The 26,874-nt window shown below is 72.7% G+C and carries 25 protein-coding genes and 1 riboswitch; of the genes, 13 read left to right on the top strand and 12 right to left on the bottom strand.

Annotation, left to right across the window (positions count from 1 at the left end; genetic code table 11):
- Positions 1–81: 81 nt before the first annotated feature.
- Positions 82–1,443 carry a DUF2690 domain-containing protein gene (locus tag ACGFRF_RS13410; protein ID WP_393739245.1) on the top strand — a complete coding sequence of 454 codons (1,362 nt, stop codon included), beginning with the start codon at positions 82–84 and terminating at the stop codon, positions 1,441–1,443.
- Positions 1,444–1,991: 548 nt separating this feature from the next.
- On the top strand, positions 1,992–2,981 hold the full coding sequence (locus ACGFRF_RS13415; RefSeq protein WP_393739247.1) for a malate dehydrogenase: 990 nt from the start codon (positions 1,992–1,994) through the stop codon (positions 2,979–2,981).
- Between the two features lie 87 nt (positions 2,982–3,068).
- On the opposite strand, the gene ACGFRF_RS13420 is transcribed toward ACGFRF_RS13415, so the two are convergent.
- Both ACGFRF_RS13420 and ACGFRF_RS13425 read right to left on the bottom strand, forming a co-directional pair.
- Complete coding sequence (locus ACGFRF_RS13420; RefSeq protein WP_393739249.1) at positions 3,069–3,305, bottom strand: hypothetical protein; 237 nt, start codon at positions 3,303–3,305, stop codon at positions 3,069–3,071.
- Between the two features lie 28 nt (positions 3,306–3,333).
- The gene (locus ACGFRF_RS13425) at positions 3,334–4,092 is read right to left on the bottom strand and encodes a hypothetical protein (protein ID WP_393739251.1); all 759 of its coding nucleotides are present in this window, start codon (positions 4,090–4,092) and stop codon (positions 3,334–3,336) included.
- Between the two features lie 189 nt (positions 4,093–4,281).
- Between ACGFRF_RS13425 and ACGFRF_RS13430 the strand changes: the two genes are divergently transcribed.
- The 5 genes from ACGFRF_RS13430 to ACGFRF_RS13450 are packed head-to-tail and all read left to right on the top strand — an operon-like array spanning position 4,282 to position 11,459.
- Positions 4,282–5,802: an aldehyde dehydrogenase family protein gene (locus ACGFRF_RS13430; protein WP_393739252.1), complete on the top strand. Its 1,521-nt coding sequence runs from the start codon at positions 4,282–4,284 to the stop codon at positions 5,800–5,802.
- Between the two features lie 48 nt (positions 5,803–5,850).
- Complete coding sequence (locus tag ACGFRF_RS13435) at positions 5,851–7,380, top strand: GMC family oxidoreductase (RefSeq protein ID WP_393739254.1); 1,530 nt, start codon at positions 5,851–5,853, stop codon at positions 7,378–7,380.
- On the top strand, positions 7,377–8,558 hold the full coding sequence (locus ACGFRF_RS13440; protein ID WP_393739256.1) for a glycine betaine/L-proline ABC transporter ATP-binding protein: 1,182 nt from the start codon (positions 7,377–7,379) through the stop codon (positions 8,556–8,558). The genes ACGFRF_RS13435 and ACGFRF_RS13440 overlap by 4 nt, the downstream gene beginning before the upstream one ends.
- Positions 8,558–10,504 (top strand): ABC transporter permease, encoded by a 1,947-nt coding sequence (locus ACGFRF_RS13445; RefSeq protein ID WP_393739258.1) that lies wholly within the window; start codon positions 8,558–8,560, stop codon positions 10,502–10,504. Before ACGFRF_RS13440 ends, ACGFRF_RS13445 begins: the two co-directional genes overlap by 1 nt.
- Position 10,505: 1 nt before the next feature.
- Positions 10,506–11,459, top strand: coding sequence for an ABC transporter substrate-binding protein (locus ACGFRF_RS13450; RefSeq protein ID WP_393739260.1), 954 nt, complete (start codon positions 10,506–10,508; stop codon positions 11,457–11,459).
- A gap of 13 nt (positions 11,460–11,472) precedes the next feature.
- On the opposite strand, the gene ACGFRF_RS13455 is transcribed toward ACGFRF_RS13450, so the two are convergent.
- Genes ACGFRF_RS13455 through ACGFRF_RS13465 form a run of 3 tightly spaced genes read right to left on the bottom strand, consistent with a single transcriptional unit; the run spans position 11,473 to position 13,135 of the window.
- A complete protein-coding gene (locus ACGFRF_RS13455; RefSeq protein ID WP_393739262.1) occupies positions 11,473–12,198 on the bottom strand; it encodes an isocitrate lyase/phosphoenolpyruvate mutase family protein in 726 nt (241 codons plus the stop codon).
- Positions 12,195–12,638: a carboxymuconolactone decarboxylase family protein gene (locus ACGFRF_RS13460; RefSeq protein WP_393739264.1), complete on the bottom strand. Its 444-nt coding sequence runs from the start codon at positions 12,636–12,638 to the stop codon at positions 12,195–12,197. Before ACGFRF_RS13460 ends, ACGFRF_RS13455 begins: the two co-directional genes overlap by 4 nt.
- The gene (locus ACGFRF_RS13465; protein ID WP_393739266.1) at positions 12,635–13,135 is read right to left on the bottom strand and encodes a carboxymuconolactone decarboxylase family protein; all 501 of its coding nucleotides are present in this window, start codon (positions 13,133–13,135) and stop codon (positions 12,635–12,637) included. Before ACGFRF_RS13465 ends, ACGFRF_RS13460 begins: the two co-directional genes overlap by 4 nt.
- Positions 13,136–13,182: 47 nt before the next feature.
- On the opposite strand from ACGFRF_RS13465, the gene ACGFRF_RS13470 reads away from it, so the two are divergent.
- Entirely contained in the window at positions 13,183–14,613 is a 1,431-nt protein-coding gene (locus ACGFRF_RS13470; protein WP_393739268.1) for a PLP-dependent aminotransferase family protein, read from the top strand.
- 245 nt (positions 14,614–14,858) lie between these two features.
- On the opposite strand, the gene ACGFRF_RS13475 is transcribed toward ACGFRF_RS13470, so the two are convergent.
- The gene (locus ACGFRF_RS13475) at positions 14,859–15,725 is read right to left on the bottom strand and encodes a hypothetical protein (protein ID WP_393739379.1); all 867 of its coding nucleotides are present in this window, start codon (positions 15,723–15,725) and stop codon (positions 14,859–14,861) included.
- A gap of 127 nt (positions 15,726–15,852) precedes the next feature.
- Between ACGFRF_RS13475 and ACGFRF_RS13480 the strand changes: the two genes are divergently transcribed.
- Together ACGFRF_RS13480 and ACGFRF_RS13485 are read left to right on the top strand one after the other, a co-directional pair.
- A complete protein-coding gene (locus tag ACGFRF_RS13480) occupies positions 15,853–16,218 on the top strand; it encodes a hypothetical protein (protein ID WP_393739270.1) in 366 nt (121 codons plus the stop codon).
- 14 nt (positions 16,219–16,232) lie between these two features.
- Positions 16,233–17,417 carry a glutathionylspermidine synthase family protein gene (locus ACGFRF_RS13485; RefSeq protein ID WP_393739272.1) on the top strand — a complete coding sequence of 395 codons (1,185 nt, stop codon included), beginning with the start codon at positions 16,233–16,235 and terminating at the stop codon, positions 17,415–17,417.
- On the opposite strand, the gene rocD is transcribed toward ACGFRF_RS13485, so the two are convergent.
- A complete protein-coding gene (gene rocD, locus ACGFRF_RS13490) occupies positions 17,414–18,619 on the bottom strand; it encodes an ornithine--oxo-acid transaminase (protein WP_393739274.1) in 1,206 nt (401 codons plus the stop codon). The genes ACGFRF_RS13485 and rocD overlap by 4 nt on opposite strands.
- Positions 18,620–18,711: 92 nt before the next feature.
- Positions 18,712–18,802, top strand: a riboswitch (ZMP/ZTP riboswitch).
- Positions 18,803–18,834: 32 nt separating this feature from the next.
- Here rocD and ACGFRF_RS13495 point away from each other — a divergent pair.
- Entirely contained in the window at positions 18,835–20,286 is a 1,452-nt protein-coding gene (locus ACGFRF_RS13495; protein WP_393739276.1) for a glycine hydroxymethyltransferase, read from the top strand.
- Positions 20,287–20,310: 24 nt separating this feature from the next.
- Here ACGFRF_RS13495 and ACGFRF_RS13500 read toward each other — a convergent pair whose 3' ends face one another.
- From ACGFRF_RS13500 to ACGFRF_RS13510, 3 genes are all read right to left on the bottom strand, one after another.
- On the bottom strand, positions 20,311–21,051 hold the full coding sequence (locus ACGFRF_RS13500; protein WP_393739278.1) for a hypothetical protein: 741 nt from the start codon (positions 21,049–21,051) through the stop codon (positions 20,311–20,313).
- Between the two features lie 111 nt (positions 21,052–21,162).
- On the bottom strand, positions 21,163–22,212 hold the full coding sequence (locus ACGFRF_RS13505; RefSeq protein ID WP_393739280.1) for a hypothetical protein: 1,050 nt from the start codon (positions 22,210–22,212) through the stop codon (positions 21,163–21,165).
- Entirely contained in the window at positions 22,205–22,765 is a 561-nt protein-coding gene (locus tag ACGFRF_RS13510; RefSeq protein ID WP_393739282.1) for an RNA polymerase sigma factor, read from the bottom strand. Before ACGFRF_RS13510 ends, ACGFRF_RS13505 begins: the two co-directional genes overlap by 8 nt.
- A 131-nt stretch (positions 22,766–22,896) precedes the next feature.
- Between ACGFRF_RS13510 and trpS the strand changes: the two genes are divergently transcribed.
- Both trpS and ACGFRF_RS13520 read left to right on the top strand, forming a co-directional pair.
- Entirely contained in the window at positions 22,897–23,910 is a 1,014-nt protein-coding gene (gene trpS, locus ACGFRF_RS13515) for a tryptophan--tRNA ligase (protein WP_393739284.1), read from the top strand.
- 136 nt (positions 23,911–24,046) lie between these two features.
- Positions 24,047–24,631 (top strand): 2'-5' RNA ligase family protein, encoded by a 585-nt coding sequence (locus ACGFRF_RS13520; RefSeq protein ID WP_393739286.1) that lies wholly within the window; start codon positions 24,047–24,049, stop codon positions 24,629–24,631.
- An 11-nt stretch (positions 24,632–24,642) separates the two neighbouring features.
- Here the strand turns inward: ACGFRF_RS13520 and ACGFRF_RS13525 are convergent, their stop codons facing one another.
- Positions 24,643–25,398 carry a decaprenylphospho-beta-D-erythro-pentofuranosid-2-ulose 2-reductase gene (locus ACGFRF_RS13525; RefSeq protein WP_393739288.1) on the bottom strand — a complete coding sequence of 252 codons (756 nt, stop codon included), beginning with the start codon at positions 25,396–25,398 and terminating at the stop codon, positions 24,643–24,645.
- Between the two features lie 16 nt (positions 25,399–25,414).
- Positions 25,415–26,770, bottom strand: coding sequence for an FAD-binding protein (locus ACGFRF_RS13530; protein WP_393739290.1), 1,356 nt, complete (start codon positions 26,768–26,770; stop codon positions 25,415–25,417).
- Positions 26,771–26,874: the final 104 nt, after the last annotated feature.

Below are 26,874 nucleotides of genomic sequence, written 5' to 3' on the forward strand. Positions count from 1 at the left end.
CACGGGTACCGGAAGGCGGGGGACGGCCGGGGGGCCGTGCGCGAGACCAAGAGCACCGACCGGGGGGAAGAGGGGGAGACGATGCCTCGTTGGAAAGGCTTGCCGGAGGATCTGGACCCGCAGATCAAGGAGTTCACGAGCCAGCTCCGTCGGCTCGTGGACCACAGCGGCCTGGGCATCGCGGCGCTGGCCGACCGCACGGGCTACAGCAAGACGTCCTGGGAGCGTTACCTGGGCGGCCGGCTGCTCGCGCCCAAGGGGGCGGTCGTCGCCCTCGCCGAGGTCACCGGCACCAGCCCCGTCCACCTCACCACCATGTGGGAGCTGGCCGAACGCGCCTGGAGCCGTGCGGAGATGCGCCACGACCGCACGATGGAGGCGATCCGGATCTCCCAGGCGCGGGCCGCGCTCGGGGAGTTCGGGGCGGCCGAGGCGACCGGCGGGCCGTCCGCCCGCAAGAGCGGCAGCACCACCGTGACCCCGGGCGTCGCCGGTCCCGCTGGTGTCTCCCCGACGATCCCCGCCCAGCCCACGGCCCCCGACGCCGACGCGCGGGAGAACGCGGCGCGCGGCACCGGCACGGATCACCGGGGCCCGGCCGGGCCGGGGACAGCGGACGAGGGTGCCGGCGGTTCCGTTCCGGGCGGCAGGAACTCCTGGGGCGTGGCCGGATGGGAGGCGGCCGGCGGCGGACTGCGCGAGGACGCGGGACGCGGTCCGGCCGCCGGTGACGACGTCCGGGACGCGACCGGAGAGGCGAACGCGTCGTCCGGCGGCAACTCCTGGGGCGTCGCCGGGTATCGGGGCCCCTCGCAGGCGAGCGCCCGCCCCGGTACACGGCCCCCGGCCCGGCCGGACGCCCCCGCGGGGACCCCGGACACCCCGAGCCCCTACGCCGGGCAACCCGCGGCCCCGCAGCCGGAACCGGGGCCGGCGGCCAAGGGGACCGCGGGCCGGCAGCGGATCACGATGTTCCTCGCGGGCCTCGTCGGCGTACTCGTCGTCATCGCCGCCGTCTTCTTCTTCACCAACGGGGGTGGCGGCGACAAGAACGAGGGCGCCGCCAAGTCGCCCTCCCCGACCGCCGGCACCCGCACGAGCCTGCCCCCCGGGGTGAAGTGCTCCGGCTCCGCCTGCAACGGCAAGGACGCCGAGGCCATGGGCTGCAGCGGCGATTCGGTGACCACCGCCAAGTCCGCCACCGTCGGCACCACCACCCTGGAGGTCCGCTACAGCAAGATCTGCGGCACCGCCTGGGGCCGTATCACCGGCGGCACGCAGGGCGACACGGTGCAGGTGTCCGCGGGCAAGGTCCGGCAGACGGGGGACATCACCGCCGTCGGGGACGCCATCGCCTACACCCCGATGGTCGCCGTGAAGGACGCGGCGGAGGCCAAGGCCTGCGCGACCCTGGCGTCCGGACGCACGGGCTGCACGCCCTGACGGCGGAGCGACGGCGGACCGGCCGCAGGCGGCGGTAGGACAACGGAACGACGGCGGACCGGCGACAGGCAATGACGGCGGAGCGACGGCGACCGGCCGCCGACAGTGGTACGACAGCGGACCGGCCGCACGCCCTGACGGCGTAACGACGACGGACCGGGCGGCAGTCAATGACGGCCGGCGGCTGTCGCCGGGGCGCGCGCGTGGCTGACAGGAAACGGGAAATTCCGCGGCCGCGCGCATGGCCGTCCCGATCCTGGGCAGGCGAACGGTACCCCCACGGGAGTCCGGCACGCCGGCACCCCCACCGGCGGCCGCCTCCGTCCCTCCTCTCCCGGACCGGCGGCCGCCTTTTCCACCCCTTCCGGCCCCACCCCTTCCGGCGATACGTCCCTGGTGATCCCCTTGTGGGGTGAGCCACACGGCCCCGGACGTCTCGCCTGCCGGATGCGCGATAGCCTGACCGCTGGATCTCTCTTGACGCCAAGAGATCGATCATCCGCCCGGGGCAGGGACGCCCCACCGCCAGCTGTCATACGGAGAACGCCATGACCCGCACTCCCGTGAACGTCACCGTCACCGGCGCGGCCGGCCAGATCGGTTACGCCCTGCTCTTCCGCATCGCCTCCGGCCAGCTGCTCGGCGCGGACGTGCCGGTCAAGCTGCGCCTCCTGGAGATCACCCCGGCGCTCAAGGCCGCCGAGGGCACGGCCATGGAGCTGGACGACTGCGCCTTCCCGCTGCTCCAGGGCATCGAGATCACCGACGACCCGAACGTCGCCTTCGACGGCGCCAACGTAGCCCTGCTGGTGGGCGCCCGTCCGCGCACCAAGGGCATGGAGCGCGGTGACCTGCTGGAGGCCAACGGCGGCATCTTCAAGCCGCAGGGCAAGGCCATCAACGACCACGCCGCGGACGACATCAAGGTCCTCGTCGTCGGCAACCCGGCCAACACCAACGCGCTCATCGCGCAGGCCGCCGCCCCGGACGTCCCGGCCGAGCGCTTCACCGCGATGACCCGCCTGGACCACAACCGCGCGCTGACCCAGCTCGCGAAGAAGACGGGCTCCACGGTCGCCGACATCAAGCGCCTGACGATCTGGGGCAACCACTCCGCCACCCAGTACCCGGACATCTTCCACGCCACCGTCGCCGGCAAGAACGCCGCCGAGGTCGTCAACGACGAGAAGTGGCTGGCCGAGGACTTCATCCCGACCGTCGCCAAGCGCGGTGCCGCGATCATCGAGGCCCGCGGTGCCTCGTCGGCCGCCTCCGCCGCCAACGCCGCCATCGACCACGTGTACACCTGGGTCAACGGCACCGCCGAGGGCGACTGGACCTCCATGGGCATCCCGTCGGACGGCTCCTACGGCGTCCCGGAGGGCCTGATCTCCTCCTTCCCGGTCACCACCAAGAACGGCACGTACGAGATCGTCCAGGGCCTGGACATCAACGAGTTCTCCCGCGCCCGCATCGACGCCTCCGTCAAGGAGCTCGAGGAGGAGCGCGAGGCGGTCCGCTCCCTCGGCCTCATCTGAGAGTGCCTCCGGCGGTGACGCCGTGACGCCCGCACGGGCCCCGCTCCGGTTCTCCGGAAAGCGGGGCCCGTGCGCGTTCCGGCGGCTCTACGGGGCCGACGGTCCCGGTCCCGGCCGTCGGCCGGCCGCTTCTCGAACCAGTGACTGGCGTGGACGTTGTCGTCGTGGCACGGGATCTGGAGTGAGCACGGCGTGCGTGTCCAGGCGTACGACGTCCAGTCCGCGCGCCCGTGCCTGGTGTTCCAGACCCTCCGGCAGCCGCAGCGCCCCGCAGCCGACGGCCCGCTCCTCCTCGTACGCCACCAGGAAGGCGCGGGTGTCCATGGCCGCCGCCCCCGCAGGGCCTGGCGGGTCAGGCGTTCCGCAGCTCCTGCAGCAGCTTGCGGACGTCCACGGAGTCGCGCGCGGGCGGAGTCGCGGAGGGGACCGGCTTGTCGTAGTCGGTGAAGGTCAGGGACTGGTCGGTGCCGCCGCCCTTCCGGGTGGCCTCCACCAGGCGGTGCGGGGCGGCCGAAGTGACGTACAGGACCGCCTTCTTGCCGTCCTTCGTGCCGTTCAGCGGGATCACCTCCGTGCCCTCACGGGTCGTCTCCTTGCCCTTGGTCAGCTTGGCGTCGTGGGACGAGCCGTCGGCGGCCTGCCGCTGGAAGGCGCTCAGGTCGCAGGTGTGGGCCATGCCCCGCAGCACCGTGTCGTGCGTGGAGCCGTGGATGTAGCGGTCCTTGACGATCCCGGCGACGGCCTCGCCCTGACGGCCGGGCAGCTGCGCCTTCCAGAACGCGGTGTCCGGCTTCATCCACACCTGATCGCCCCGCTTGATCAGTTCGACGCTGCCGCCGCCCGCGTTCATCACCAGCTCGCCCACGCAGTCGCCGGCCCGGTCCAGGACGACGTCCACCGAGGCCGGGACGGTCCGGCCGGTGTTCCTCGCGCGGTCCGCGAACGTGAGGTGTACCGAGCGGGCCGCGAGGAGGTGGTCGCGGGCCTCGTCCGCGAGGGCGCGGGCGCTCGGGTCGTCGTCGCCTGCGTGGGCCGCGGTCGGCAGGGCGGGGGAGAGCAGAAGCGCCACGGTGATGCTTGCCGCCGCACAGAGCATGGATCTTCCGGCCATCTCACCACCTCCGAACACCCCCGCCCACCCTACTTTTGTACGTTTTCGACCGCATTTTCAGTGACGCGGCGCACTTTCGGCCACCGATTGCGCATGCGATTCGCGGCCCTGGGCAGGCGGCCACGGTCCCCGAGCGTGACACCCATGTGACACAGGGGTACGGACCAGGAACGGAAGGCAACACCGATCATGGCGGACAGAACGGAACGACAGGCCCAGGCGACCATCCGCGCGGGAGACGAGTGGCTGGAAGCGATCTCCGGCGCGACGCGCGAGATCCTCGACCCCGCGGACGCCCGGCCGTTCGCCGTGGTCGCCGAGGGCGACGAGAAGGACGCGGAGCGGGCGGTCACCGCCGCCCGGCAGGCGTTCGACCACGGCCCCTGGCCCGGCACCCCGGTCGCCGAACGCGCCGCCCTGCTGCGCCGCGTCGCCGACCTGCTGATGCGGGACCGCGAGGAACTCGGCCTGCTGGAGAGCCGGGACGCGGGCAAGACCGTCGAGGAGGGCCGCGTCGACATCGACTGTGTCGCCGACGCCTTCCGCTACTTCGCCGACCTGGTGGCCGCCGAGGCCCCGGGCCGGGTGGTCGACGCCGGCTCACCCGACGTCCACAGCGTCGTCGTGCACGAGCCGGTCGGTGTCTGCGCGTTGATCACCCCCTGGAACTACCCCCTTCTCCAGGCCAGTTGGAAGATCGCCCCGGCGCTCGCGGCCGGCAACACCTTCGTCGTCAAGCCCAGCGAGATCACCCCGATGACCACCATCGCGCTGATCGAGCTGCTCGCGGAGGCCGGGCTGCCCGCCGGAGTGGCCAACATCGTCACCGGCCCCGGCCACACCGTCGGAGCCCGGCTCGCCGAGCACCCCGACGTCGACCTGGTCTCCTTCACCGGAGGCCTGGTCAGCGGCACCAAGGTGGCCCGGGCCGCCGCCCCGACCGTGAAGAAGGTCGCCCTCGAACTCGGCGGCAAGAACCCCAACGTGGTCTTCGCCGACGCCTGCGCCACCGAGGAGGGCTTCGACACCACCGTCGACCAGGCCCTCAACGCCGCCTTCATCCACAGCGGCCAGGTCTGCTCGGCCGGCGCCCGCCTCATCGTCGAGGAGCCGGTCCGGGACCGCTTCGTCGCCGAACTCGCCCGCCGCGCCCGGCGGATCAGGCTCGGCCGCGGCACCGAGGACGGCGTCGAGTGCGGCCCGCTCGTCTCCGAGCAGCAGCGCGCCAAGGTCGAGGCGTACGTCGCCTCCGCCCTGGCCGAGGGCGCGGTGCTGCGCTGCGGCGGCAAGCGTCCCGAGCCGTCACCGCAGCGGCCCGTGTCCGGCTACTTCTACGAGCCGACGATCCTCGACGCCTGCCACCGCGAGATGAAGGTCGTCCGCGAGGAGGTCTTCGGACCCGTCCTCACCGTCGAGACCTTCCGCACCGAGGAGGAGGCCGTCCTCCTCGCCAACGACACCGAGTACGGCCTCGCCGGCGCCGTCTGGACCACCGACCCCGGCAAGGCCCGCCGCGTTGCCGGGCGGCTGCGCCACGGCACCGTCTGGATCAACGACTTCCACCCCTACCTGCCGCAGGCGGAGTGGGGCGGCTTCGGCAAGAGCGGCACCGGCCGCGAGCTGGGGCCCGCCGGGCTCGCCGAGTACCGCGAGACCAAGCACATCTACCAGAACCTCGCGCCGAAGCCGGTGCGCTGGTTCGCCGGCTGAGCCCCCACCCTCCGCAAGCCGCAAGCCCCACCTGGAGTACGCACCCCCATGTCCCACACCCACGTCTACGACTACGTCGTCATCGGCGGCGGCACCGCGGGCTCCGTCATCGCCTCCCGCCTCACCGAGAACCCGGACGTCACCGTCGCCGTCATCGAGGGCGGCCCGAGCGACGTCGGCCGCGACGACGTCCTGACGCTGCGCCGCTGGATGGGCCTGCTCGGCGGCGAACTCGACTACGACTACCCGACCACCGAACAGCCCCGCGGCAACTCCCACATCCGGCACAGCCGCGCCCGCGTCCTCGGCGGCTGCTCCTCCCACAACACCCTCATCTCCTTCAAGCCGCTCCCGTCCGACTGGGACGAGTGGGAGGAGGCCGGCGCCAAGGGCTGGGGCGCCGTCCCCATGGAGGCCTACTTCGCCCGCCTGAAGAACAACATCGTCTCCGTCGACGAGAAGGACCGGAACGCCATCGCCCGCGACTTCGTCGACGCCGCCCGATCGGCACTCGGAGTACCCCGGGTCGAGGGCTTCAACCGCAAGCCGTTCACGGAAGGCGTCGGCTTCTTCGACCTCGCCTACCACCCGGAGAACAACAAGCGCTCCTCCGCCTCCGTCGCCTACCTGCACCCGGTGCTGGACGAGCGCCCCAACCTGCGCCTGTACCTGGAGACCTGGGCGTACCGGCTGGAGCTGAACGGCACCCGCGCCGAGGGCGTCCACGTCCGCACCGAGGACGGCGAGGAACTACTGGTACGCGCACGCGACGAGGTCGTCCTGTGCGCGGGCGCCGTCGACACCCCGCGCCTGCTGCTGCACTCCGGCATCGGGCCCCGCAAGGACCTCGAGGCACTCGGCATCCCGGTCGTGCACGACCTGCCGGGCGTCGGCGAGAACCTGCTCGACCACCCCGAGTCGGTGATCGTCTGGGAGACCCACGGCCCGATCCCCGAGAACTCCGCGATGGACTCCGACGCGGGCCTGTTCGTGCGCCGCGACCCCGAACACGCGGGCCCGGACCTGATGTTCCACTTCTACCAGATCCCGTTCACGGACAACCCGGAGCGACTGGGTTACGAGCGGCCGGAGTTCGGCGTCTCGATGACCCCGAACATCCCCAAGCCCAAGAGCCGCGGCCGCCTCTACCTGACCAGCGCCGACCCGTCCGTGAAGCCCGCCCTGGACTTCCGGTACTTCACCGACGAGGACGACTACGACGCCCGTACCCTCGTCGACGGCATCCGCATCGCCCGCGAGATCGCCAAGACCGAGCCGCTGGCCGGCTGGCTCAAGCGCGAGGTGTGCCCCGGCCCCGAGATCCTCGGCGACGCCGAACTGAGCGAGTACGCCCGCAAGGTCGCGCACACCGTCTACCACCCGGCCGGCACCTGCAAGATGGGCGCCGCCGACGACGAACTGGCCGTGGTCGACCCGGAGCTGCGCATCCGCGGCCTGGCCGGTGTTCGCATCGCCGACGCGTCCGTCTTCCCGACCATGACCGCCGTGAACCCGATGATCGGGGTGCTCATGGTCGGGGAGAAGGCCGTCGACCTGATCGGAGGTGAGACCCGATGACACTCACGGTCCCCACACGCAAGCCCCCCACCGACGACGCGCCCGTCTTCTCCGTGGACGGTCTGTGGAAGGTCTTCGGCCCGAAGGCCGACCGCGTTCCCGCCGACCCGGGACTCAGCGGCCTGAGCCCCGCCGAACTCCGCTCCCGCACCGGCTGCACCGCCGCCGTCCGGGACGTCTCCTTCGACGTCCGCAAGGGCGAGGTCTTCGTCGTGATGGGCCTGTCGGGCTCCGGCAAGTCCACCCTCGTCCGCTGTCTGACCCGGCTGATCGAGCCGACGGCCGGCACCATCGCCATCGACGGCGAGGACGTCCGCGCCATGGACAAGGCCCGCCTGCGCGAACTGCGCCGGCACCGGGCCGCGATGGTCTTCCAGCACTTCGGCCTGCTCCCGCACCGCACGGTCCTCGACAACGTCGCCTACGGCCTGGAGATCCACGGCGTGGGCAGGTCCGAGCGGCGCGAACGGGCCGCCGAGGTCGTCGCCAAGGTCGGCCTCGAAGGCATGGAGAAGCGCCGCCCCGGCCAGCTCTCCGGCGGCCAGCGCCAGCGTGTCGGCCTCGCCCGCGCCCTCGCCGTCGACCCCGAGGTGCTGCTCTTCGACGAACCCTTCAGCGCCCTCGACCCGCTCATCCGGCGCGACATGCAGGAAGAGGTGACCCGTCTGCACCGCGAGGAAGGCCGCACGATGGTCTTCATCACCCACGACCTGAGCGAGGCGCTGAAGCTCGGCGACCGCATCGCCCTGATGCGCGACGGCCGGATCGTCCAACTCGGCACCCCCGAGGAGATCGTCGGCGCCCCGGCCGACGACTACGTCCGCGAGTTCGTCCGGGACGTACCGCGCGAACAGGTCATGACGGTGCGTACGGCCATGCGCCCGGCGTTCGCCGAGGAGACGGCCGACGGCCCCGCGATCCGCCCGGACGCCACCGTGGCGGAGGCCATCGAGGCGGTGGCCCGGGCCGGGGCCCCCGCCCGGGTGATGGACCACGGCAGGTGCCTCGGCGTGGTCGACCATCAGCAACTGATCGGCGCTGTGGCAGGCATACCCGCAGCAGCCCCCGCCGCGTCCCCCGCCGCCCCCACCGGCACGGCCCCTGCCGCGGGCCCGGACACCGCCGTGGCTGCGGGCACCAGCTCGGAGGGTTTCCGCACCAGCCCGGAGGTCGTCTGATGGCAACCCTCACCGTCCCGACCTCCGGTGCCGGCACACCCCGCGTCCTCAAGAGCCGGGCCGCGGGCAAACTCCTCCTGCTCGCCCTCTTCGCCGCGGTCCTCGCCCCCTGGGCGGCCACCCACTGGCCCGGCCCCACCTGGCCCCACGCCCTCACCGTCGACTTCTCCCACCCCCTCGCCACCGCCAGCGACTGGGTCATCGACAACCGGGACAGCCACCCCCTCTTCCTGTACTTCTTCGGCCACGTCAGCAACGCCGTCGTCCTCTCCGTCCGCGCCGTCTACCTCACCCTCCTCGCCGCGGGCTGGACCGGCGTCACGGCGTTCGGCGCGCTCGCGGCCTGGCGCCTCGGCGGCCCCCGCCTCGCCGTCGGCACCGCGGCCGCCTTCCTCACCTGCGGAGCCCTCGGCATGTGGGTCCCGACCATGCAGACCCTCGCGCTCATGGTCGTAGCCGTCCTCGCCTCCGCGGCGGTGGGCGTCCTCCTCGGCCTCGCCGCCGGCCTGTCCGACCGCCTCGACCGCGCCCTGCGCCCGGTCCTGGACACCATGCAGGTCCTCCCGGCCTTCGCCTACCTCCTCCCCGTCGTCCTGGTCTTCGGCATCGGCGTCCCCGCCGCCGTCCTCGCCACCGTCGTGTACGCCGCCCCGCCGATGGCCCGCCTCACCGCGCTCGGCCTCCGCGGCGCCGACCCCGAGGTCCTGGAGGCCGTGGAGTCACTCGGCGCCACCCGTCGCCAGCGGCTGCTGACCGCCCGTGTCCCGCTGGCCCGCAAGGAACTCCTCCTCGGCCTCAACCAGACGATCATGATGGCGCTGTCCATGGCCGTCATCGCCTCGGTCATCGGCGCCGGCGGCCTCGGTGACCGCGTCTACCAGGCCCTCGCCTCGGTCGACGTCGGCGCGGCCCTCGCGGCCGGCATCCCGATCGTGCTGCTCGCGGTCGTCCTGGACCGCGTGACCGGAGCCGCCGGAGCCGCCGGAGACGGCACCGCCCGGCCCCGTGCCATCGGCTGGCCGTACGCCTTCGCGGCCACCGCGGCCGTCGCCCTGGCCACCCGCCTCCTCGGCCGCCTCGACTGGCCCGCCGGCCGGACCCTGGGCATCGCCGAACCGGTCAACCGCGCCGTCGACTGGATGACCGCCCACCTCTACTCCGGCGTCCCGGTCGTCGGCGGCACCGCGGACTGGGCGGGCCACTTCACCACCTGGATCCTGGACCCCGTCCGCGACGGCCTGCTGTGGCTGCCCTGGTGGTCGGTGCTGCTCGTCGTCGCCGCACTGGCCTGGCTGATCGGCACCTGGCGCACGGCGCTGACCGCCGTCCTCGCCATGGCGGCGATCGGTGTGCTCGGCGTGTGGGAGCCGTCCCTCGACACCCTCTCCCAGGTGCTGGCCGCCGTCGCCGTCACCCTCGTCCTGGGCTTCGCGACCGGCATCGCCGCGGCCCGCAGCGACCGGGTCGAACGCGCCCTGCGCCCGGTCCTCGACGTCTGCCAGACCATGCCGCAGTTCGTGTACCTGATCCCGGTCGTCGCCCTGTTCGGCGTCGGCCGCGCCCCCGCCGTCGCCGCGGCCGTCGTCTACGCCCTCCCGGCCGTCGTCCGGATCACCACGCAGGGCCTGCGCCAGGTCGACCAGGCCGCGCTGGAGTCCGCGCGCTCGCTGGGCGCGACCGGCCGCCAGCAGCTGTGGCAGGTACAACTCCCGCTCGCCCGGCGTTCGTTGTTGCTCGCCCTCAACCAGGGCGTGGTCCTGGTCCTGGCCGTCGTCATCATCGGCGGCCTGGTCGGCGGCGGTGCCCTCGGCTACGACGTCGCCTTCGGCCTGGCCCAGGGCGACCTGGCGACCGGCCTGGTGGCGGGCGCCGCCATCGTCTGCCTGGGCCTGATGCTCGACCGGGTGACCCAGCCGACCGGACGCCGCCCGAAGAAGGGAGCCTGACATGCGCGTGCGTACGACCGTCCCGGTCGCCGTCGCGGTCCTGGGGCTGACCGCAGGCTGCGGCGCCGCCGACATGACCAAGCAGGCCAGCCCGTTCGCGAACGCCCAGGGCTCGAAGACGGTCACCCTGTCCGTGCAGTCCTGGGTGGGCGCCCAGGCCAACGTGGCCGTCGCCCAGTACATCCTCGAGCACAAGCTGGGCTACCGCGTCGACACCGTCCAGGTCGACGAGGTGCCGGCCTGGGACGCGCTCAGCCAGGGCCGGGTCGACGCCCTCCTGGAGGACTGGGGGCACCCGGACCAGGAGAAGCGGTACGTCACCGACAAGAAGACGATCCGGCCCGCCGGCGACCTCGGGGTGACCGGCCACATCGGCTGGTACGTCCCCACCTATCTCGTCAAGCAGCACCCGGACATCACGGACTGGCGGAACCTCGACAAGTACGCCTCGCTGTTCCGCACCGCGGAGAGCGGTGGCAAGGGCCAGCTGATGGACGGCTCCCCGTCGTACGTCACCAACGACAAGGCGCTGGTGAAGAACCTGAAGCTGAACTACCAGGTCGTCTTCGCCGGTTCCGAGGCGGCGCAGATCACCCAGATCAAGCAGTTCGCCAAGGAGAAGAAGCCCTTCCTGACGTACTGGTACGCCCCCCAGTGGCTGTTCAAGAGGGTCCCCATGACGGAGGTGAAGCTGCCGCCGTACAAGGAGGGCTGCGACGCCGACGCGGCCGAGGTCGCCTGCGCCTACCCGCACACCCCGCTGCAGAAGTACCTCAACGCCGACTTCACCAGGTCCGGCGGCAGGGCGGCGGCCTTCCTGAAGAAGTTCTCGTGGACGACGGAGGACCAGAACGAGGTGGCGCTGATGATCGCCGAGCAGAAGCTCAGCCCCCAGGAGGCGGCGAAGAAGTGGGTGGACAGCCACCCCTCCGTATGGAAGAAGTGGCTGTCCTGAGTCCCCCTGCCCCCTACCGGCCGAGGCCGTCGGCGATCTCCCGCAGCGCCGCGGCCGCCCGCCGCTGGAGTCCCGGCCCGAACGTGATCCGGGTGGCCCCGAGTTCGCCGAGCGCGGCGGACGAGGGGCCCTCCCCGTCCAGCCGGGCCAGGGCGTTCAACGGGCCCTGGATCCCGGCCCGCAGCAGCGGCAGCACGGCGGGCGGGGCGAGGATCGGATAGACGCAGTCCGCGCCCGCCGCCACGTACAACGCGGCCCGCTCGACGGCCTGTCCGGGATCCCCGTCGCCGTGCACGAAGGTGTCGACGCGGGCGTTGACGAAGAGCCGGTCGGCGGCGGCCGAGCGGACCTCGGCGAGGTACTCGGCGTGCTCGTGCGGGTCCTTCAGGACACCCCCCGGTCCCGAGTCCTCGAGGTTGCAGCCCACGGCACCCGCCTCCAGCAGCCGCTCGACCAGCTCCTTCGGGGCGAGCCCGTAACCGCCCTCGACGTCCGCCGACACCGGCACGTCCACCGACCGGGTGATCCGCGCGATCGCCGCGAACATCTCGTCGGCCGGGGTTTCGCCGTCCTCGTACCCGAGCGAGGCGGCCACCCCGTCGCTCGGCGTGGCCAGCGCCGGGTATCCGGCCGCGACGAACACGCGTGCGCTCGCGGCGTCCCAGGGCCCGGGCAGGATCAGCGGGTCGCCCTGGGCGCGCCCCCGGTGCAGCGCGCGGAACTCGTCCACCTTGCTCACGGCTGGTAGCCCCCCGGCGGGATGCGGCGGCTGACCATCAGGCGGTTCCAGCCGTTGATGACGGTGATCAGACCGATGAGATGCGCGAGTTCGGTCTCCGTGAAGTGCTTCGCGGCCCGTTCGTACACCTCGTCAGGGACGAAGCCGTCCGTGAGGACGGTGACCGCCTCGGTCAGCGCCAGCGCGGCCCGCTCCCGCTCGCTGTAGAGGTCCTCGGCCTCCTCCCAGGCGTTGAGCAGCTGGACACGGTCCTCCGACTCCCCGTTCTTCCGGGCCACTCGCAGGTGCATGTCCAGGCAGAACGCGCAGTGGTTGATCTGCGAGGCGCGGATCATCACCAGCTCGGCGAGGGCCGGATCGCCGAGCCCCCGCTTCGCCGCCGCGCTGAGCGCGGACATCGCCTGGCCGACCTCCCGGTCCAGCACCTGCGTACGGCTCACGTGTGCTGCCCCGGCTGGTAGTGGCCCGGGGTCATGCGGGTGGTCACCCCGAACCGGTTCCAGGCGTTGATCGTCGCGATCGCGGCGATCAGCTGGGCCAGCTCCGCCTCCTCGAAGTGCTTGGCGGCGCGCTCGTACACCTCGTCCGGCACGAACCCGTCCGTCAGGACGGTGATCGCCTCGGTCAGCTCGATCGCGGCCAGCTCCTTCGCGGTGTAGAAGTGCCGCGACTCCTCCCACGCGCTGAGCTGCACGACCCGCTCGACGCTCTCACCGGCCGCGAGCGCGTCCTTGGTGTGCATGTCGAGGCAGAACGCACAGTGGTTGATCTGCGAGGCCCGGATCTTCACCAGCTCGTACAGCTTCGGGTCCAGCCCCTGCTTGGCGGCGGTGTCCAGGCGGATCATCGCCTTGTAGACCTCGGGGGCGTGCTGGGTCCAGCGCAGCCGCGGGGCCTGCTCGGGTGCGTACTCGACGGTTTCCTGTGCAGTGCTCATGCCCTCGACCCTAGGTGCCAGGCAGCCCAGGAGTATGGTCCATTTACATGGCGAGATCCTGGGCCACTCTGGGCGTTGACCTGCACCTCGAACCGACCGGCTCGGGCGGCCTGCGCCGGGGGCTGACCGACGCCCTGCGGGACGCCGTCCGCACCGGGCGCCTGGCCCCGGGCACCCGGCTGCCCTCCTCCCGCTCCCTCGCCACCGACCTCGGCATCGCCCGCAACACCGTCGCCGAGGCCTACGCCGACCTGGTCGCCGAGGGCTGGCTCACCGCCCGGCAGGGCTCGGGCACCCGGGTGGCGACGGGGGTATCCTCCACGCCTTCCGGGCAGCGGGGGAGGACCGCGTCCTCGCCGTCCGGCCCAGTCCCGGCGGCCCCCCGCCGCCGGGAAGCAGGCCGCCCGGCCTACAGCCTCGTCCCCGGCTTCCCCGACCTCGCCGCGTTCCCGCGCACCGAGTGGCTCAAGGCCGCCCGCCGCGCCCTGACCACCGCGCCCTTCCACGCCCTCGGCTACGGCGACCCGCGCGGCTCCGCCGAACTGCGCACCGCCCTCGCCGCCTACCTCGCCCGCGCCCGGGGTGTCCGCGCCACCCCGGAGACCGTGCTGATCACCGCGGGCTTCTCGCACGCCCTGGGCATCCTCGGCGGGGTGCTGCGGGCACGCGGCGTACGGACGGTGGCGGTCGAGTCGTACGGCCTCGACGTCTACTGGCAGCTGCTGCGGGACGCCGGCTTCACGACACCCGCGCTGCCGTACGACGAACTCGGCACGGACACCAGGGACCCGGGCGACGCGGGTGCGGTCCTGCTGACCCCCGCCCACCAGTTCCCCATGGGCGTGCCCCTGCACCCGGACCGGCGGGCCGCCGTCGTCGACTGGGCGCGGCGCACCGGCGGCCTGGTCCTGGAGGACGACTACGACGGCGAGTTCCGCTACGACCGCCAGCCCGTCGGCGCCCTCCAGGGCCTCGACCCCGATCACGTCGTCTACCTCGGCACCGCCAGCAAGTCCCTGGCGCCCGGACTGCGGCTGGGCTGGATGGTGCTGCCGCCGTCCCTGGCGGAGGAGGCCGCCTCGGCGAAGGGGGCCACCGACACGGTGGGCGTGATGGAACAGCTCACCCTCGCCGAGTTCCTCACCTCCGGCGCGTACGACCGGCACGTCCGCTCGGCCCGGCTGCGCTACCGGCGCCGCCGCGACGCCCTCGCCACGGCCGTGGCCGATCACGCGCCCGAGGTGCGGGTGACGGGGATCGCGGCCGGGCTGCACGCGGTGCTGCGCTTGCCGCCGGGCACGGAACAGTCGGTGGTCCAGGCCGCCGTCTGGCAGGGACTGGCGCTGCACGGCCTGTCCTACCACCGGCACCCGCAGGCCGACACGGAGCGGCTGGACGCGTTGGTCGTGGGATACGGGACCCCACCGGACAGCGCGTGGGCGGGGACGCTGGAGGCACTGTGCCGGGTACTGCCGTAGAGGCCCCGACGGCCACCGACGACGAGTGGGCGACCGCCGGTCCGCGTCGTCGTGGTGGGCCGCCGTTGCGGCGGTTCTTGAGCGGGCGGTGTGATGGGGGCCCGTGGTCAATGGGGCCCTGGTGGGCCGCCGTTGCGGCGGTTCTTGAGTGGGCGGTGTGATGGGGAGCCGGCGGTCACGGGTTGCAGTGAGTCGGTGAGCGCCCGTGCGTGGGGCCGTCGTGTGTTGTCGAGCGAGCCGTGTGATCAGGGGGCCCGCGTCGCCGTCAGTGGGCTCGCTTCCGCCTCGGGCACCGCCGGTGCCTCCCCGAATCTCGCCAGCAGCAGCGCCCCGGCCACCGCCACCACGAAGCCCAGCACTGCCGGCCAGGCCAGGCCCTCCCTCGTGCGGTCGCCGAGCCACACCACGCCGACCGCCGCCGGACCGATCGTCTCGCCGATGACCATCCCGGCCGTCGCCGTCGTCACGGAACCGCGCTGCAGGGCCGAGGTGAGCAGCAGGAACGCGGCACCGCCGCCGAGCAGCAGCGCGTACGTCGCCGGGTTGGCCAGCAGGCCGGCCGGCCGCAGCGAGTCGATGAGCCGTACCGCCACCTCCACCACCCCGAACCCGAGCCCGGCGCCGAGACCGAGGAGCAAGGCGCGGGTGCGCCCGGACAGGCGCCCGCCGACCGCGCCGAGCAGCAGCACACCCACCGCCACCGCCACCATCACGTACCTCAGCCAGTCCGGTCCGCTACGGTCCCCCTCGCTGCCCGAGGCCAGCCCGAGCATCGCCAGACCCGCGCACACCACCGCCACCGCGGCCCACTCCAGCCCGCTCAGCCGTACCCGCAGCAGCCGCGCCGACCCCACGGCCGTCACCGCGAGGCTCGCCGCCAGCGCCGCGCCCACCGCATAGATCGGCACCGAGCGCAGCGCCGCGATCTGCAGCAGGAACCCCAGCCCGTCCAACGCCAGCCCGGCGAGGTACCGCCACTGCCGCAGCGCCCGCAGCAACAGCGCCGCGTCCCCGCCGCCCCCGCCCCCCTCCGCGCCCGCCGCCCGCGCGGCCACCGCCTGCAACACCGTCGCGGTGCCGAAGCAGACCGCCGCGCCGAGGGCGCACACCATTCCGAACAACACAAAGTGACTCTAGGGGAGCGGGAAAGCCAAGGGCCCCCTGTACGGCCGTTCTCACCGATCTCTAGGCTGACCCGGCAACGACCAGAATCGCCATACCCGGGGGAGACACGAAGACATGACCACCGCACAGCCACAGGCCCGCAAGCGGCTCCGCTCCGGCACGGTCGTCCTCGGCGGCATGGGCCTGCTGGCCGCCGCCCTGACCGCATGCTCGTCCGACCCGGACAAGCGCTGCGTGGACCGCGACAGCTACACCTACGGCAAGGGCTACAAGGTCGTCTCCGACAAGAACTGCAAGTCCACCAAGACCTCCTCGCACGGCGCCTGGTACTACGGCGGCAAGAAGAAGGGCTCCTGGGCGAGCGGCGGCTCCTTCACCAAGCCCGGCAAGGGCTCCGGCGGTTCCTCCGGCGGCAGCCACGGCGACGACGGAGTCCACCGCGGCGGCTTCGGCGGCGGCAAGGGCGGCTCCGGCGGCTGACCGGACACCGACGCATGGAACGCCGAACGATCACCCCCCGCCCCGGCTGGCAGCAGACCGTCGAGGAACAGGGGCTCATCTACCCGCTCACCCGTCACCCCGACGGCTCCCTGCGCCCCTACTGGGACGAGAGCGCCTACTACGTCTTCACCCTCGAGGAGGTCGAGGCGCTGGAGGAGACCGTCGAGGAACTGCACCGCATGTGCCTCGCGGCCGCCGAGCACATCGTGACGCAGGACCGCCTCGCCGACCTCGGCATCACCGACCCGCGCCTGGCCGCCGCGGTCACCGAGGCCTGGCACCGGCGCGCCGAACTCCCCTCCCTCTACGGCCGCTTCGACCTCCGCTACGACGGCACCGGCCCGGCCAAGCTGCTGGAGTACAACGCCGACACCCCGACCTCGCTGGTCGAGGCCGCCTCGCCCCAGTGGTTCTGGATGGAGGACCGCTTCCCCGGCGCCGACCAGTGGAACTCTCTCCACGAACGCCTGGTCGACGCCTGGCGCGCGCAGTCCGCCCTGCTGCCTCCCGGCAGCCCGCTGCACTTCGCGCACTCCTCGGCCGACGAACTCGGCGAGGACCTGATGACGGTCGCCTACCTGAAGGAGACCGCCGAACAGGCCGGCCTCGACACCGACTGGCTCTCCATGGAGGAGATCGGCTGGGACACCCTCTCCGGCCGCTTCGTCGACAACCAGCTCCGCTTCATCCGCGCCCTCTTCAAGCTCTATCCCTGGGAGTGGCTCACCACCGACGCCTTCGGCGGGCACGTCCTGGACACCCTCGACAACGGCGGCGGCACCGGCAGCACCCTGTGGATCGAACCCGCCTGGAAGATGCTGCTCAGCAACAAGGCCCTGCTGGCGATCCTCTGGGAGCTGTACCCCGGCCACCCCAACCTCCTTCCCGCCCACCTCGACGGCCCCCGCGAGCTGGCACAGTCACCCGGCTATGTTGCCAAGCCCCTGCTCGGCCGCGAGGGCGAGGGCGTCACCGTCCACCCACCCGGCGAACCCGCGGTGATCCGCGACGAACCCTGCTGCTACCAGCAGCTCGCCCCGCTGCCCGCCTTCGACGGCAATCACGTCGTCCTCGGCGCCTGGGTCGTCCGCGACGAGTCCGCCGGCCTCGGCATCCGCGAGTCCTCGGGCCTGATCACCGACGAGTACGCCCGTTTCCTGCCGCACGTCATCCTCTAACCGCCCAGCGCGGCCGAGAGCTGGGCGAGCCCCCGGTCGAGGTCCTCCTCCCTGATCACCAGCGGCGGCGCGATGCGGATCGTGGAGCCGTGGGTCTCCTTCACCAGGACACCCCGGTCCATCAGCCGCTGCGCCACCTGCCGCCCGGTGCCGTGCGAGGGATGAACGTCCACCCCCGCCCACAGTCCCCGCCCCCGCACGGCCGTCACCGCACCCGTGGCGAGCAGCGTTCCCAGCTCCCGGTGCATCCGTTCGCCCAGCTCGGCCGCCTGCGCCTGGTACTCGCCCGTGCGCAGCATCGCGATCACCTCCAGCGCCACCGCACAGGCCAGCGGGTTCCCGCCGAACGTCGACCCGTGCTCACCCGGCCGGAACACCCCGAGGACCTGTGCGCTCGACACCACCGCCGACACCGGCACGATCCCACCGCCCAGCGCCTTGCCCAGCACATACATGTCCGGCACCACCCCCTCGTGCTCGCAGGCGAAGGTCCGCCCCGTCCGGCCGAGACCCGACTGGATCTCGTCGGCGACGAACAGCACGTTCCGCTCGCGGGTCAGCTCCCGCACCCCCGCCAGATAGCCCGCCGGCGGCACGATCACCCCGGACTCGCCCTGGATCGGCTCCAGCAGCACCGCCACGGTGTTCTCCGTGAGCGCCGACCGCATCGCCTCCAGGTCCCCGTACGGCACGATCTGGAAACCCGGCGTGTACGGCCCGAAGTCCGCCCGCGCCTCCGGGTCGGTCGAGAAGCTGATCACGGTCGTCGTCCGCCCGTGGAAGTTCCCGCCCGCTACCACGATCCTCGCCTTCTCCGCGGGCACCCCCTTCACCCGGTACCCCCACTTCCGCGCCGTCTTCACCGCGCTCTCCACCGCCTCCACGCCGGTGTTCACCGGCAGCACCATCTCCATCCCGCACAGCTCCGCAAGCTCGGTGCAGAACGCCGCGAACCGGTCGTGATGGACGGCCCGGGACGTCAGCGTCACCCGCTCCAGCTGCGCCTTCGCCGCCTCGACCAGCCGCCGGTTGCCGTGCCCGAAGTTCAGCGCCGAATACCCGGCCAGCAGATCCAGATACCGGCGCCCCCCCACATCCGTCAGCCAGGCCCCCTCGGCCGTGGCCACCACGACCGGCAGCGGATCGTAGGTGGGCGCACAGTGCGCGTCGGCGGCGGCGATCAGGTCTTCAGCAGTGGTCACGGCCCCTCCCGGAAGCGACGGTCACCTCGTTCTTACGCTCGCTCGCATGGTGGACGCGGGACCTGCCCCGACCGGCGCGCCCGGTAGGCTGACGAGCGGGCCGTGACTGGCGCGCTGGGATGGGACGGACCATCGGGGAGCGGCCCGAGCGGGAAAACAGTGCCGTGCGCCTGGGCCGAACGTGAACGCTGCCCGTACACCGTCCGGAGGTCCCCATGCCAGAGCAGCAGCCCCTCTCCACCGAGTCCACCGCCTTCCGTGCCGCCCTCGACGTCGTCCGCGCCGTCGAGCCGCGCGTCGCCGACGCCATCGGCCAGGAGGTCACCGACCAGCGGGCGATGCTCAAGCTGATCGCCTCCGAGAACTACGCCTCTCCTGCCACCCTCCTGGCGATGGGCAACTGGTTCAGCGACAAGTACGCCGAGGGCACCGTCGGCCGCCGCTTCTACGCCGGCTGTCGCAACGTCGACACCGTGGAGTCCCTGGCCGCCGAACACGCCCGCGAACTCTTCGGCGCCCGCCACGCCTACGTCCAGCCGCACTCCGGCATCGACGCCAACCTCGTCGCCTTCTGGGCCGTCCTCGCCGACCGTGTCGAGGCCCCCTTCCTGGAGAAGACCGGCGTCCGCCAGGTCAACGACCTGACCGACTCCGACTGGGCCGAACTGCGCCAGGCCTTCGGCAACCAGCGCATGCTCGGCATGTCCCTGGACGCCGGCGGTCACCTCACCCACGGCTTCCGCCCGAACATCTCCGGCAAGATGTTCGACCAGCGTTCCTACGGCACCGACCCGGCCACCGGCCTCATCGACTACGAGGCCCTGCGCGCCCAGGCCCGCGAGTTCAAGCCGCTGATCATCGTCGCCGGCTACTCGGCCTACCCCCGTCTCGTGAACTTCCGGATCATGCGCGAGATCGCCGACGAGGTCGGGGCGACCCTGATGGTCGACATGGCCCACTTCGCGGGTCTCGTCGCCGGCAAGGTCCTCACCGGCGACTTCGACCCGGTCCCGCACGCCCAGATCGTCACCACCACCACCCACAAGTCGCTGCGGGGCCCGCGCGGCGGCATGGTCCTGTGCGACGACTCCCTCAAGGACCAGGTCGACCGCGGCTGCCCGATGGTCCTCGGTGGCCCGCTCCCGCACGTCATGGCCGCCAAGGCCGTCGCCCTCGCCGAGGCCCGGCAGCCCGCCTTCCAGGACTACGCCCAGCGCATCGTCGACAACTCCCGCGCCCTCGCCGAGGGCCTGATGCGCCGGGGCGCCACCCTGGTCACCGGCGGCACGGACAACCACCTCAACCTGATCGATGTCGCCACCTCCTACGGTCTCACCGGCCGCCAGGCCGAGGCCGCCCTGCTGGACTCCGGCATCGTCACCAACCGCAACGCCATCCCCGCCGACCCCAACGGAGCCTGGTACACCTCCGGCATCCGCATCGGCACCCCCGCCCTGACCACGCGTGGCCTCGGCACCGCCGAGATGGACGAGGTCGCCGGCCTCATCGACCGCGTCCTCACCACCACCGAACCGGGCACCACCAGCAAGGGGCTCCCCTCCAAGGCCCAGCACGTCCTCGACCCCAAGATCGCGGACGAGATCTCCCGCCGGGCGACCGACCTCGTGGCCGGCTTCCCGCTCTACCCGGAGATCGACCTCGGCTGACGCGTCCCGGGGCTCACCGGCCGCTCACAGATCGGTCAGCTCCTGACGAGGCTCCTCCCGCGGCGGCCCGGCACTGCGCCGGGCCGCCGCGCGGCGTATGAGCACACCGCCCGGCCCAAGGGCGAGCGTCAGCACCGCCCCGACCGCCGCGCCCGGCACCGCCCACCACCAGCCAGTGCCCACGCCCGAGTCCTCTGCCCCGGAACCGTCGGCCCGGGCCCGGCCGGCGGCCGGTGCCTCAGCGGCCGCGCTCGGTGTGCCCGACTGCCAGGGCGCCGGGAAGATGCCCGTATAGCCGGTGCCGGACGAGGGAACACGGCCCATCACCCCCAACCTCCCGAGCAGCGAGCGCAGTTCACCGGGATGCTCGGCGCGGTGCCAGTAGCCGTTCAAGGAAGCCGGCACCTGGGTGGCCGTGTGGATCCAGACGTCCCGCGGCCGCGAGTCCGCCGTGAAGACCCGGTCCACCCGCCACGGCGATATGTCGTGCACCAGCCACGTGACGTTGATCTGCCGGGCGTCGGCCAGGTCCGCCTCCGGCGGAGTGCTCCGCGAGCCCGTGTTTTCCGGGCCGAGCAGCCCCCGCAGCCGGTCGTAGTCCTTGTCGGAGAAATACAGCGCACGTGCCTGCCCGCTCTCCGGCGAGGCCACCAGCACGCTCGTCGGGCCGCCCGCCGTCGCGGCTGGCGCGCCCCACAGCACAAGCGCGAAGAGGGCCGCCAACAATCCCGCACAGACGCCCAGTTCACCGCCCTTGCCCCTCACCGACCTCACCATGTGCCACCCCCGGATCACCGAACCCGTGCGGCCCGTCCGCGAGCCGCGTGTCACTTCTGGTACACCGCCCGGGCCGCCGGGGTTCCCACCCCGCGCGCACTATTCCGAGGAACTTCTCGACCCCGCCGAACCCTCACCCGCCCCCGAATCCGCCCCTGAGGTCGCCCCGCCCAGGGATCGTGCGATCCGTACCGCCTCCGCCTGCGACGCCACGCCCTCCAGGCGCAGCGTCACCTGCACCGTGCCGGTCCAGCGCATCCACAGCAGCGTCGGCCCCGCCGTCCGCTGCTCTCGCGTGAACCGGTGCCCGTCGGCGTCCACCAGCCGCACGCCCAGCCGGTGCGGCCGGGGGAACCACAGCGCGTACTCCGTCGCCCCGTCGGCCGACGGCTCCCCGCTCAGCGGGACCCACTGCGGCTGCTCGCGCACCGTCTTCATGAACACCGGGTCCAGCGCCGCGCGGAACTCGTCCAGCCGGACCGTGCGGCCCCGCTCGCGCCAGCACAGCCCGACCACGGACCGCTCCCGCCGCTCCCCGGACACCGTCACCGCGTCCGGCACCCCCAGCGCAGCCGGCATCAGCGGCGCGAACCCGGCCCGGTGCGCGGCGTCCCCGAGCGACAGCGAACGCCCGCAGTCCGGCACCCGCGCGCCGGGCGAGGGCGCCGCCGAGGGGTCGTAGCGCACCTCGACCCCGCCGAAGCCGAACCAGTCGGAGACCGCCGCCCGCACCGGAGGCGTGAGCACGAGCACCGCCAGCAGGCCGCACAGGCCCGCCGTCAGCGACCGCCGGCGCAACCGGGTCCAGCGCCGGACGGCGCGCAGCCGCTCGACCACGCCCGGCGGCTCCGGCACCGGCACCGGCACCCGCTCGGCCAGTATCCGCCCCAGCACACGCTCGGCCATCGTCTCCGCGCCCAGCTCGTCCCCGCCGCCCGCCGAGGCGTCCAGCGACCGGCCGAGCGCCCGCAGCTCCTCCGGCAGCCGGGCACCGGCGCTCCGGCCGCCGCGCCCGCTGCTTGCGCCCCGCAGGCCCCGGCCGTCGCCCCGATGGTCGTCACGACCCCGCGGCCGCCGGCCACCGGAGCCCGCACTGTCGCGGCCGCCCTCACCCTCGTACCGCTCGTCCCGGGAACCCGGCTCACCCATGCTCCCCACCTTCTTCCCGGGGCCGGAAGTCCGGCAGCAGCCGGCCCAGCTTGCGCAGGGCACGGTTCAGCCGGGACTTGACCGTGCCACGCGGCCAGCCGAGGGCCTGGGCGGTCTCGGACTCATCCATCTCCAGGAGATAGCGGTAGGTGACGACCAGGCGATGCTCCTCGCCCAGCTGCTCCAGCGCGGACAGCAGGGCCGTGCGCCGCTCGGTCTCGAGCGTCGCGACCGCGGGGTCTGCCGATTCGGGTATCAGCGGCTCCGCCCCGGCGAAGGCCGCCTCCCGGCCGGCGAGCGTCCGCTGCCGGGCCGCCGTACGCACCGTGTTCCTCGTCTCGTTGGCCACGATCGCCAGCAGCCACGGCCTGAACGCCGCGCCGTCCCGGAACCGGCCCAGCGAGCAGTACGCCTTGACGAAGGCCTGCTGCACCACGTCCTCCGCGTCCGCCCCCGCGCCGAGCGCGGCGGCCGCCCTGAGCGCGATGCCCGTATGGGCACGCACCAGCTCCGCGTACGCCTCCGGGTCGCCGGAGCGCACGCGAGCGATCACCGCGGCCTCATCGACGATGCGGCCCCCCTCCCGCGTCCTCACACCCTTGTTACACCGCGCGGTCCGATTCGGTTCCCACCTGTTCCCGACCAGTTCCGGAGCGCCCCGCAACACCTGAGAGAATGGTGGACATGGCTTCTGACCGACCCCGCGTGCTCTCCGGAATCCAGCCCACCGCAGGCTCGTTCCATCTCGGCAACTACCTCGGCGCCGTCCGCCAGTGGGTGGCGCTGCAGGAGTCCCACGACGCGTTCTACATGGTCGTCGACCTGCACGCGATCACGATCCCGCAGGACCCGGCGGAGCTGCGGGCCAACACCCGGCTCGCCGCCGCCCAGCTGCTGGCCGCGGGTCTCGACCCGGACCGCTGCACCCTCTTCGTGCAGAGCCATGTCCCGGAGCACGCCCAGCTCGCCTGGGTCATGAACTGCCTCACCGGCTTCGGCGAGGCCTCCCGCATGACCCAGTTCAAGGACAAGTCCGCCAAGCAGGGCGCCGACCGGGCCTCCGTCGGCCTGTTCACCTACCCGATCCTGCAGGTCGCCGACATCCTGCTGTACCAGGCCAACGAGGTGCCGGTCGGCGAGGACCAGCGCCAGCACATCGAGCTCACCCGCGACCTCGCCGAGCGGTTCAACGGCCGGTTCGGCCAGACCTTCACGGTCCCGAAGCCGTACATCCTCAAGGAGACGGCGAAGATCTACGACCTGCAGGACCCGTCGATCAAGATGAGCAAGTCGGCGTCCACGCCGAAGGGCCTCATCAACCTCCTCGACGAGCCGAGGACGACGGCGAAGAAGGTCAAGAGCGCGGTCACGGACACGGACACCGTGATCCGCTTCGACGCCGAGAACAAGCCGGGCGTGAGCAACCTGCTCACGATCTACTCGACGCTCACCGGGGAGGGCATCGCCGACCTGGAGGCGAAGTACGAGGGCAAGGGCTACGGCGCGCTCAAGACCGACCTCGCCGAGGTCATGGTCGAGTTCGTGACGCCGTTCCGCGAGCGCACCCAGCAGTACCTGGACGACGCCGAGACCCTCGACTCGATCCTGGCCAAGGGCGCGGAGAAGGCCCGTGCGGTCGCCGCGGAGACGCTGGCGCAGGCGTACGAGCGGGTGGGCTTCCTGCCCGCGAAGCACTGAGGCGTACGACCGCACACATGTCCACGGGCAGAGCGCTGCACATCACTTCCGCTGCGCCTGCCCACAGGACAGCCGTGGCCGTACAGTCGATAGCCGGACGACTGAGAACACAACAGACGCGACGACAGGAGACGACGTGGGGACCGTAACGATCGGCGTGTCGATCGCGGTCCCGGAGCCTCACGGCAGCCTGCTCCAGGAGCGGCGCGCGGGCTTCGGCGACGCCGCGGCTCACGGCATCCCCACACACGTCACGCTGCTCCCGCCGACCGAGGTCGACGAGGCCGATCTGCCGGCCGTCGACGCGCACCTCACCGCGGTCGCCGCCGCCGGCCGGCCGTTCCCGATGCGGCTGTCCGGCACCGGTACCTTCCGGCCCCTGTCCCCGGTGGTCTACGTCCGGGTCGTCCAGGGTGCCGAGGACTGCGCCTGGCTGCAGCAGCGGGTGCGCGACGCCTCCGGGCCGGTGGCGCGCGAGCTGCAGTTCCCGTACCACCCGCACGTCACCGTCGCGCACGGCATCGACGACGCGGCGATGGACCGCGCCTTCGAGGAGCTGGCGGGCTTCGACGCCGAGTGGCCGTGCACCGGGTTCGCGCTGTACGAGCAGGGCGCCGACGGGGTGTGGCGCAAGCTGCGGGAGTACACGTTCGGGGGATCCGTGGTGCCACCGCAGGCCGGCCACGCCGACGTCGAGCGCGGGACGATCGCCAGCCGGTAAGCCCGTACCCGTCAGATCGGCAGGCCGCGGAACACCGACCGCGGTGCGTGCCGCAGTGCCGACATCACCAGGCGGAGCGTCCCGGGTACCCACACCGTCTCCGAGCGGCGGCGCAGGCCGAGTTCGATCGCCGTGGCGACCGCCTCCGGGGTGGTGGCGAGCGGGGTCTGCCGCCGGCCGGCCGTCGTGCCCGTGCGGACGGATCCGGGGCGTACGACCATGACGTGCACGCCGGTGCCGTGCAGGGCGTCGCCGAGGCCCTGCGCGAAGGTGTCGAGGCCGGCCTTGCTGGAGCCGTAGATGAAGTCGGCGCGGCGGGCCCGTTCACCGGCGACGGAGGAGAGGACCACCAGGGAGCCGTGGCCCTGGGTCTGCAGGGCGCGGGCGCCGACCAGGCCGGCGGAGACGGCTCCGGTGTAGTTGGTCTGCGCGACGCGTACGGCGCGTACCGGGTCGCGTTCGTCGTGGGCCTGGTCGCCGAAGACGCCGAAGGCGAGCAGCACCAGGTCGATGTCGCCCTCGGCGAAGACCTTGCCGAGGACCGTCTCGTGGGACTCGGGGTCGAGGGCGTCGAAGGCGACGGTACGGACGTCCGCGCCGAGCCCGCGCAGGCTCTCGGCGGCCTGTTCCAGGGCGGGGGAGGGGCGGCCCGCCAGCCACACCGTGCGGGTGCGTCGGGCGATCAGCCGGCGCGCGGTGGCCAGCGCGATCCCGGACGTGCCGCCGAGGACGAGCAGGGACTGGGGGAGGCCGAAGGCGTCCTTCACGTCAGCTCCTAGGGGTTCAGAGGTGGAGTCGGCGGGCGAGGTCGGACACGAACACTCCGCGGGGGTCGAGCCGCGCGCGCAGGGCCCGGAAGTCGGCCACGCGGGGATACATGGCGGCGAGCAGGTCGGGCCGCAGCCGGGAGTCCTTGGCGAGGCAGACCCGTCCGCCGGCCGCGGCCACCTCCTCGTCGAGTTCGTCGAGGAACGCGGCGAGTCCGGGCAGCGCGGCCGGGATGTCCAGGGCGAGGGTCCAGCCGGGCACGGGGAAGGAGAGCCAGCCGGGATCGGCGTCCCCGAAGCGCTGGAGGACGGCAGGGAAGGACGGGAACCGGCGCTCGGCGATGCGCCGCACGATGCGGTGCAGCGCGTCCTCCCGGCCGTGGCCGACGACGAACTGGTACTGCACGAACCCGCCGCGGCCGTAGAGGCGGTTCCAGTGGGGTACGCCGTCCAGGGGGTGGAAGAAGGCGGACAGGCGCTGGATCTCGCCGGTACGCGCGCGTGGCGCCTTGCGGTACCAGAGTTCGTTGACGAGCCCGACGGTGGTCCGGCCCAGCAGGCCGTCGGGGACGAGGGCGGGGGCGGGCGGGAGCCGGCGCGGGCGGAAGGCCAACGGGTACCGCCGCGCGCGCGTGCGCTTGCCGAGGGCGTCGAGCGGGGTGTGGTCACCGCGGGTGAGGACGGCGCGGCCGGTCGCCGCGCCCCGCGCCAGCAGGTCGATCCGGGCGACCGAATAGCGGTAGCGGTGGTCGTCGGCGGTGAGGCGGGCCAGCAGGTCGTCGAGGTCGGCGGCGCGTTCGGTGTCGACCGTCAGGTACGCCGTCTCCACCGGCAGCAGCCGGAACGTGGCCGTCAGGACGATGCCGGTCAGGCCCATGCCGCCGGTGGTCGCGTCGAACAACTCGGTGCCGGGGCTGACCGTGCGGACCTCGCCGTCGGCGGTGAGCAGTTCCAGGGACAGCACATGGCGGGAGAAGGAGCCGGAGACGTGGTGGTTCCTGCCGTGGATGTCGGCGCCGATCGCCCCGCCGACGGTCACCTGGCGGGTGCCGGGGGCCACCGGCACGAACCAGCCGAGCGGGAGCAGTACGTCCATCAGCCGCTGCAGGGTGACACCGGCGTCGCACAGCACGATGCCCTCTCCGGCGTCGACCACGTGGATGCGGTCCAGGCCCGTCATGTCGAGGACGGCGCCGCCGGCGTTCTGCGCGGCGTCCCCGTACGCCCGCCCGAGGCCTCGGGGGACGGCGCCGCGTGCTCCGCAGTCGCGGACGGCCGCCGCGGTCTCCTCGTAGCTGCGTGGCCGGATCAGGCGGGCGACGCTGGGGGCGGTGCGCCCCCAGCCGGTGACGGGAACGGTGTCTCCAGACATGCCGGTGACCGTATCGTCCATATACAGGCGATTAGTTACAAAACATTCGGTCACCTCCTGGAAACGGGTGATTAGTGGGATGTCCCCTGATATTGACGTCATTT

This window comes from Streptomyces sp. NPDC048521 (genome assembly GCF_043199855.1).
Lineage (GTDB): Bacteria > Actinomycetota > Actinomycetes > Streptomycetales > Streptomycetaceae > Streptomyces.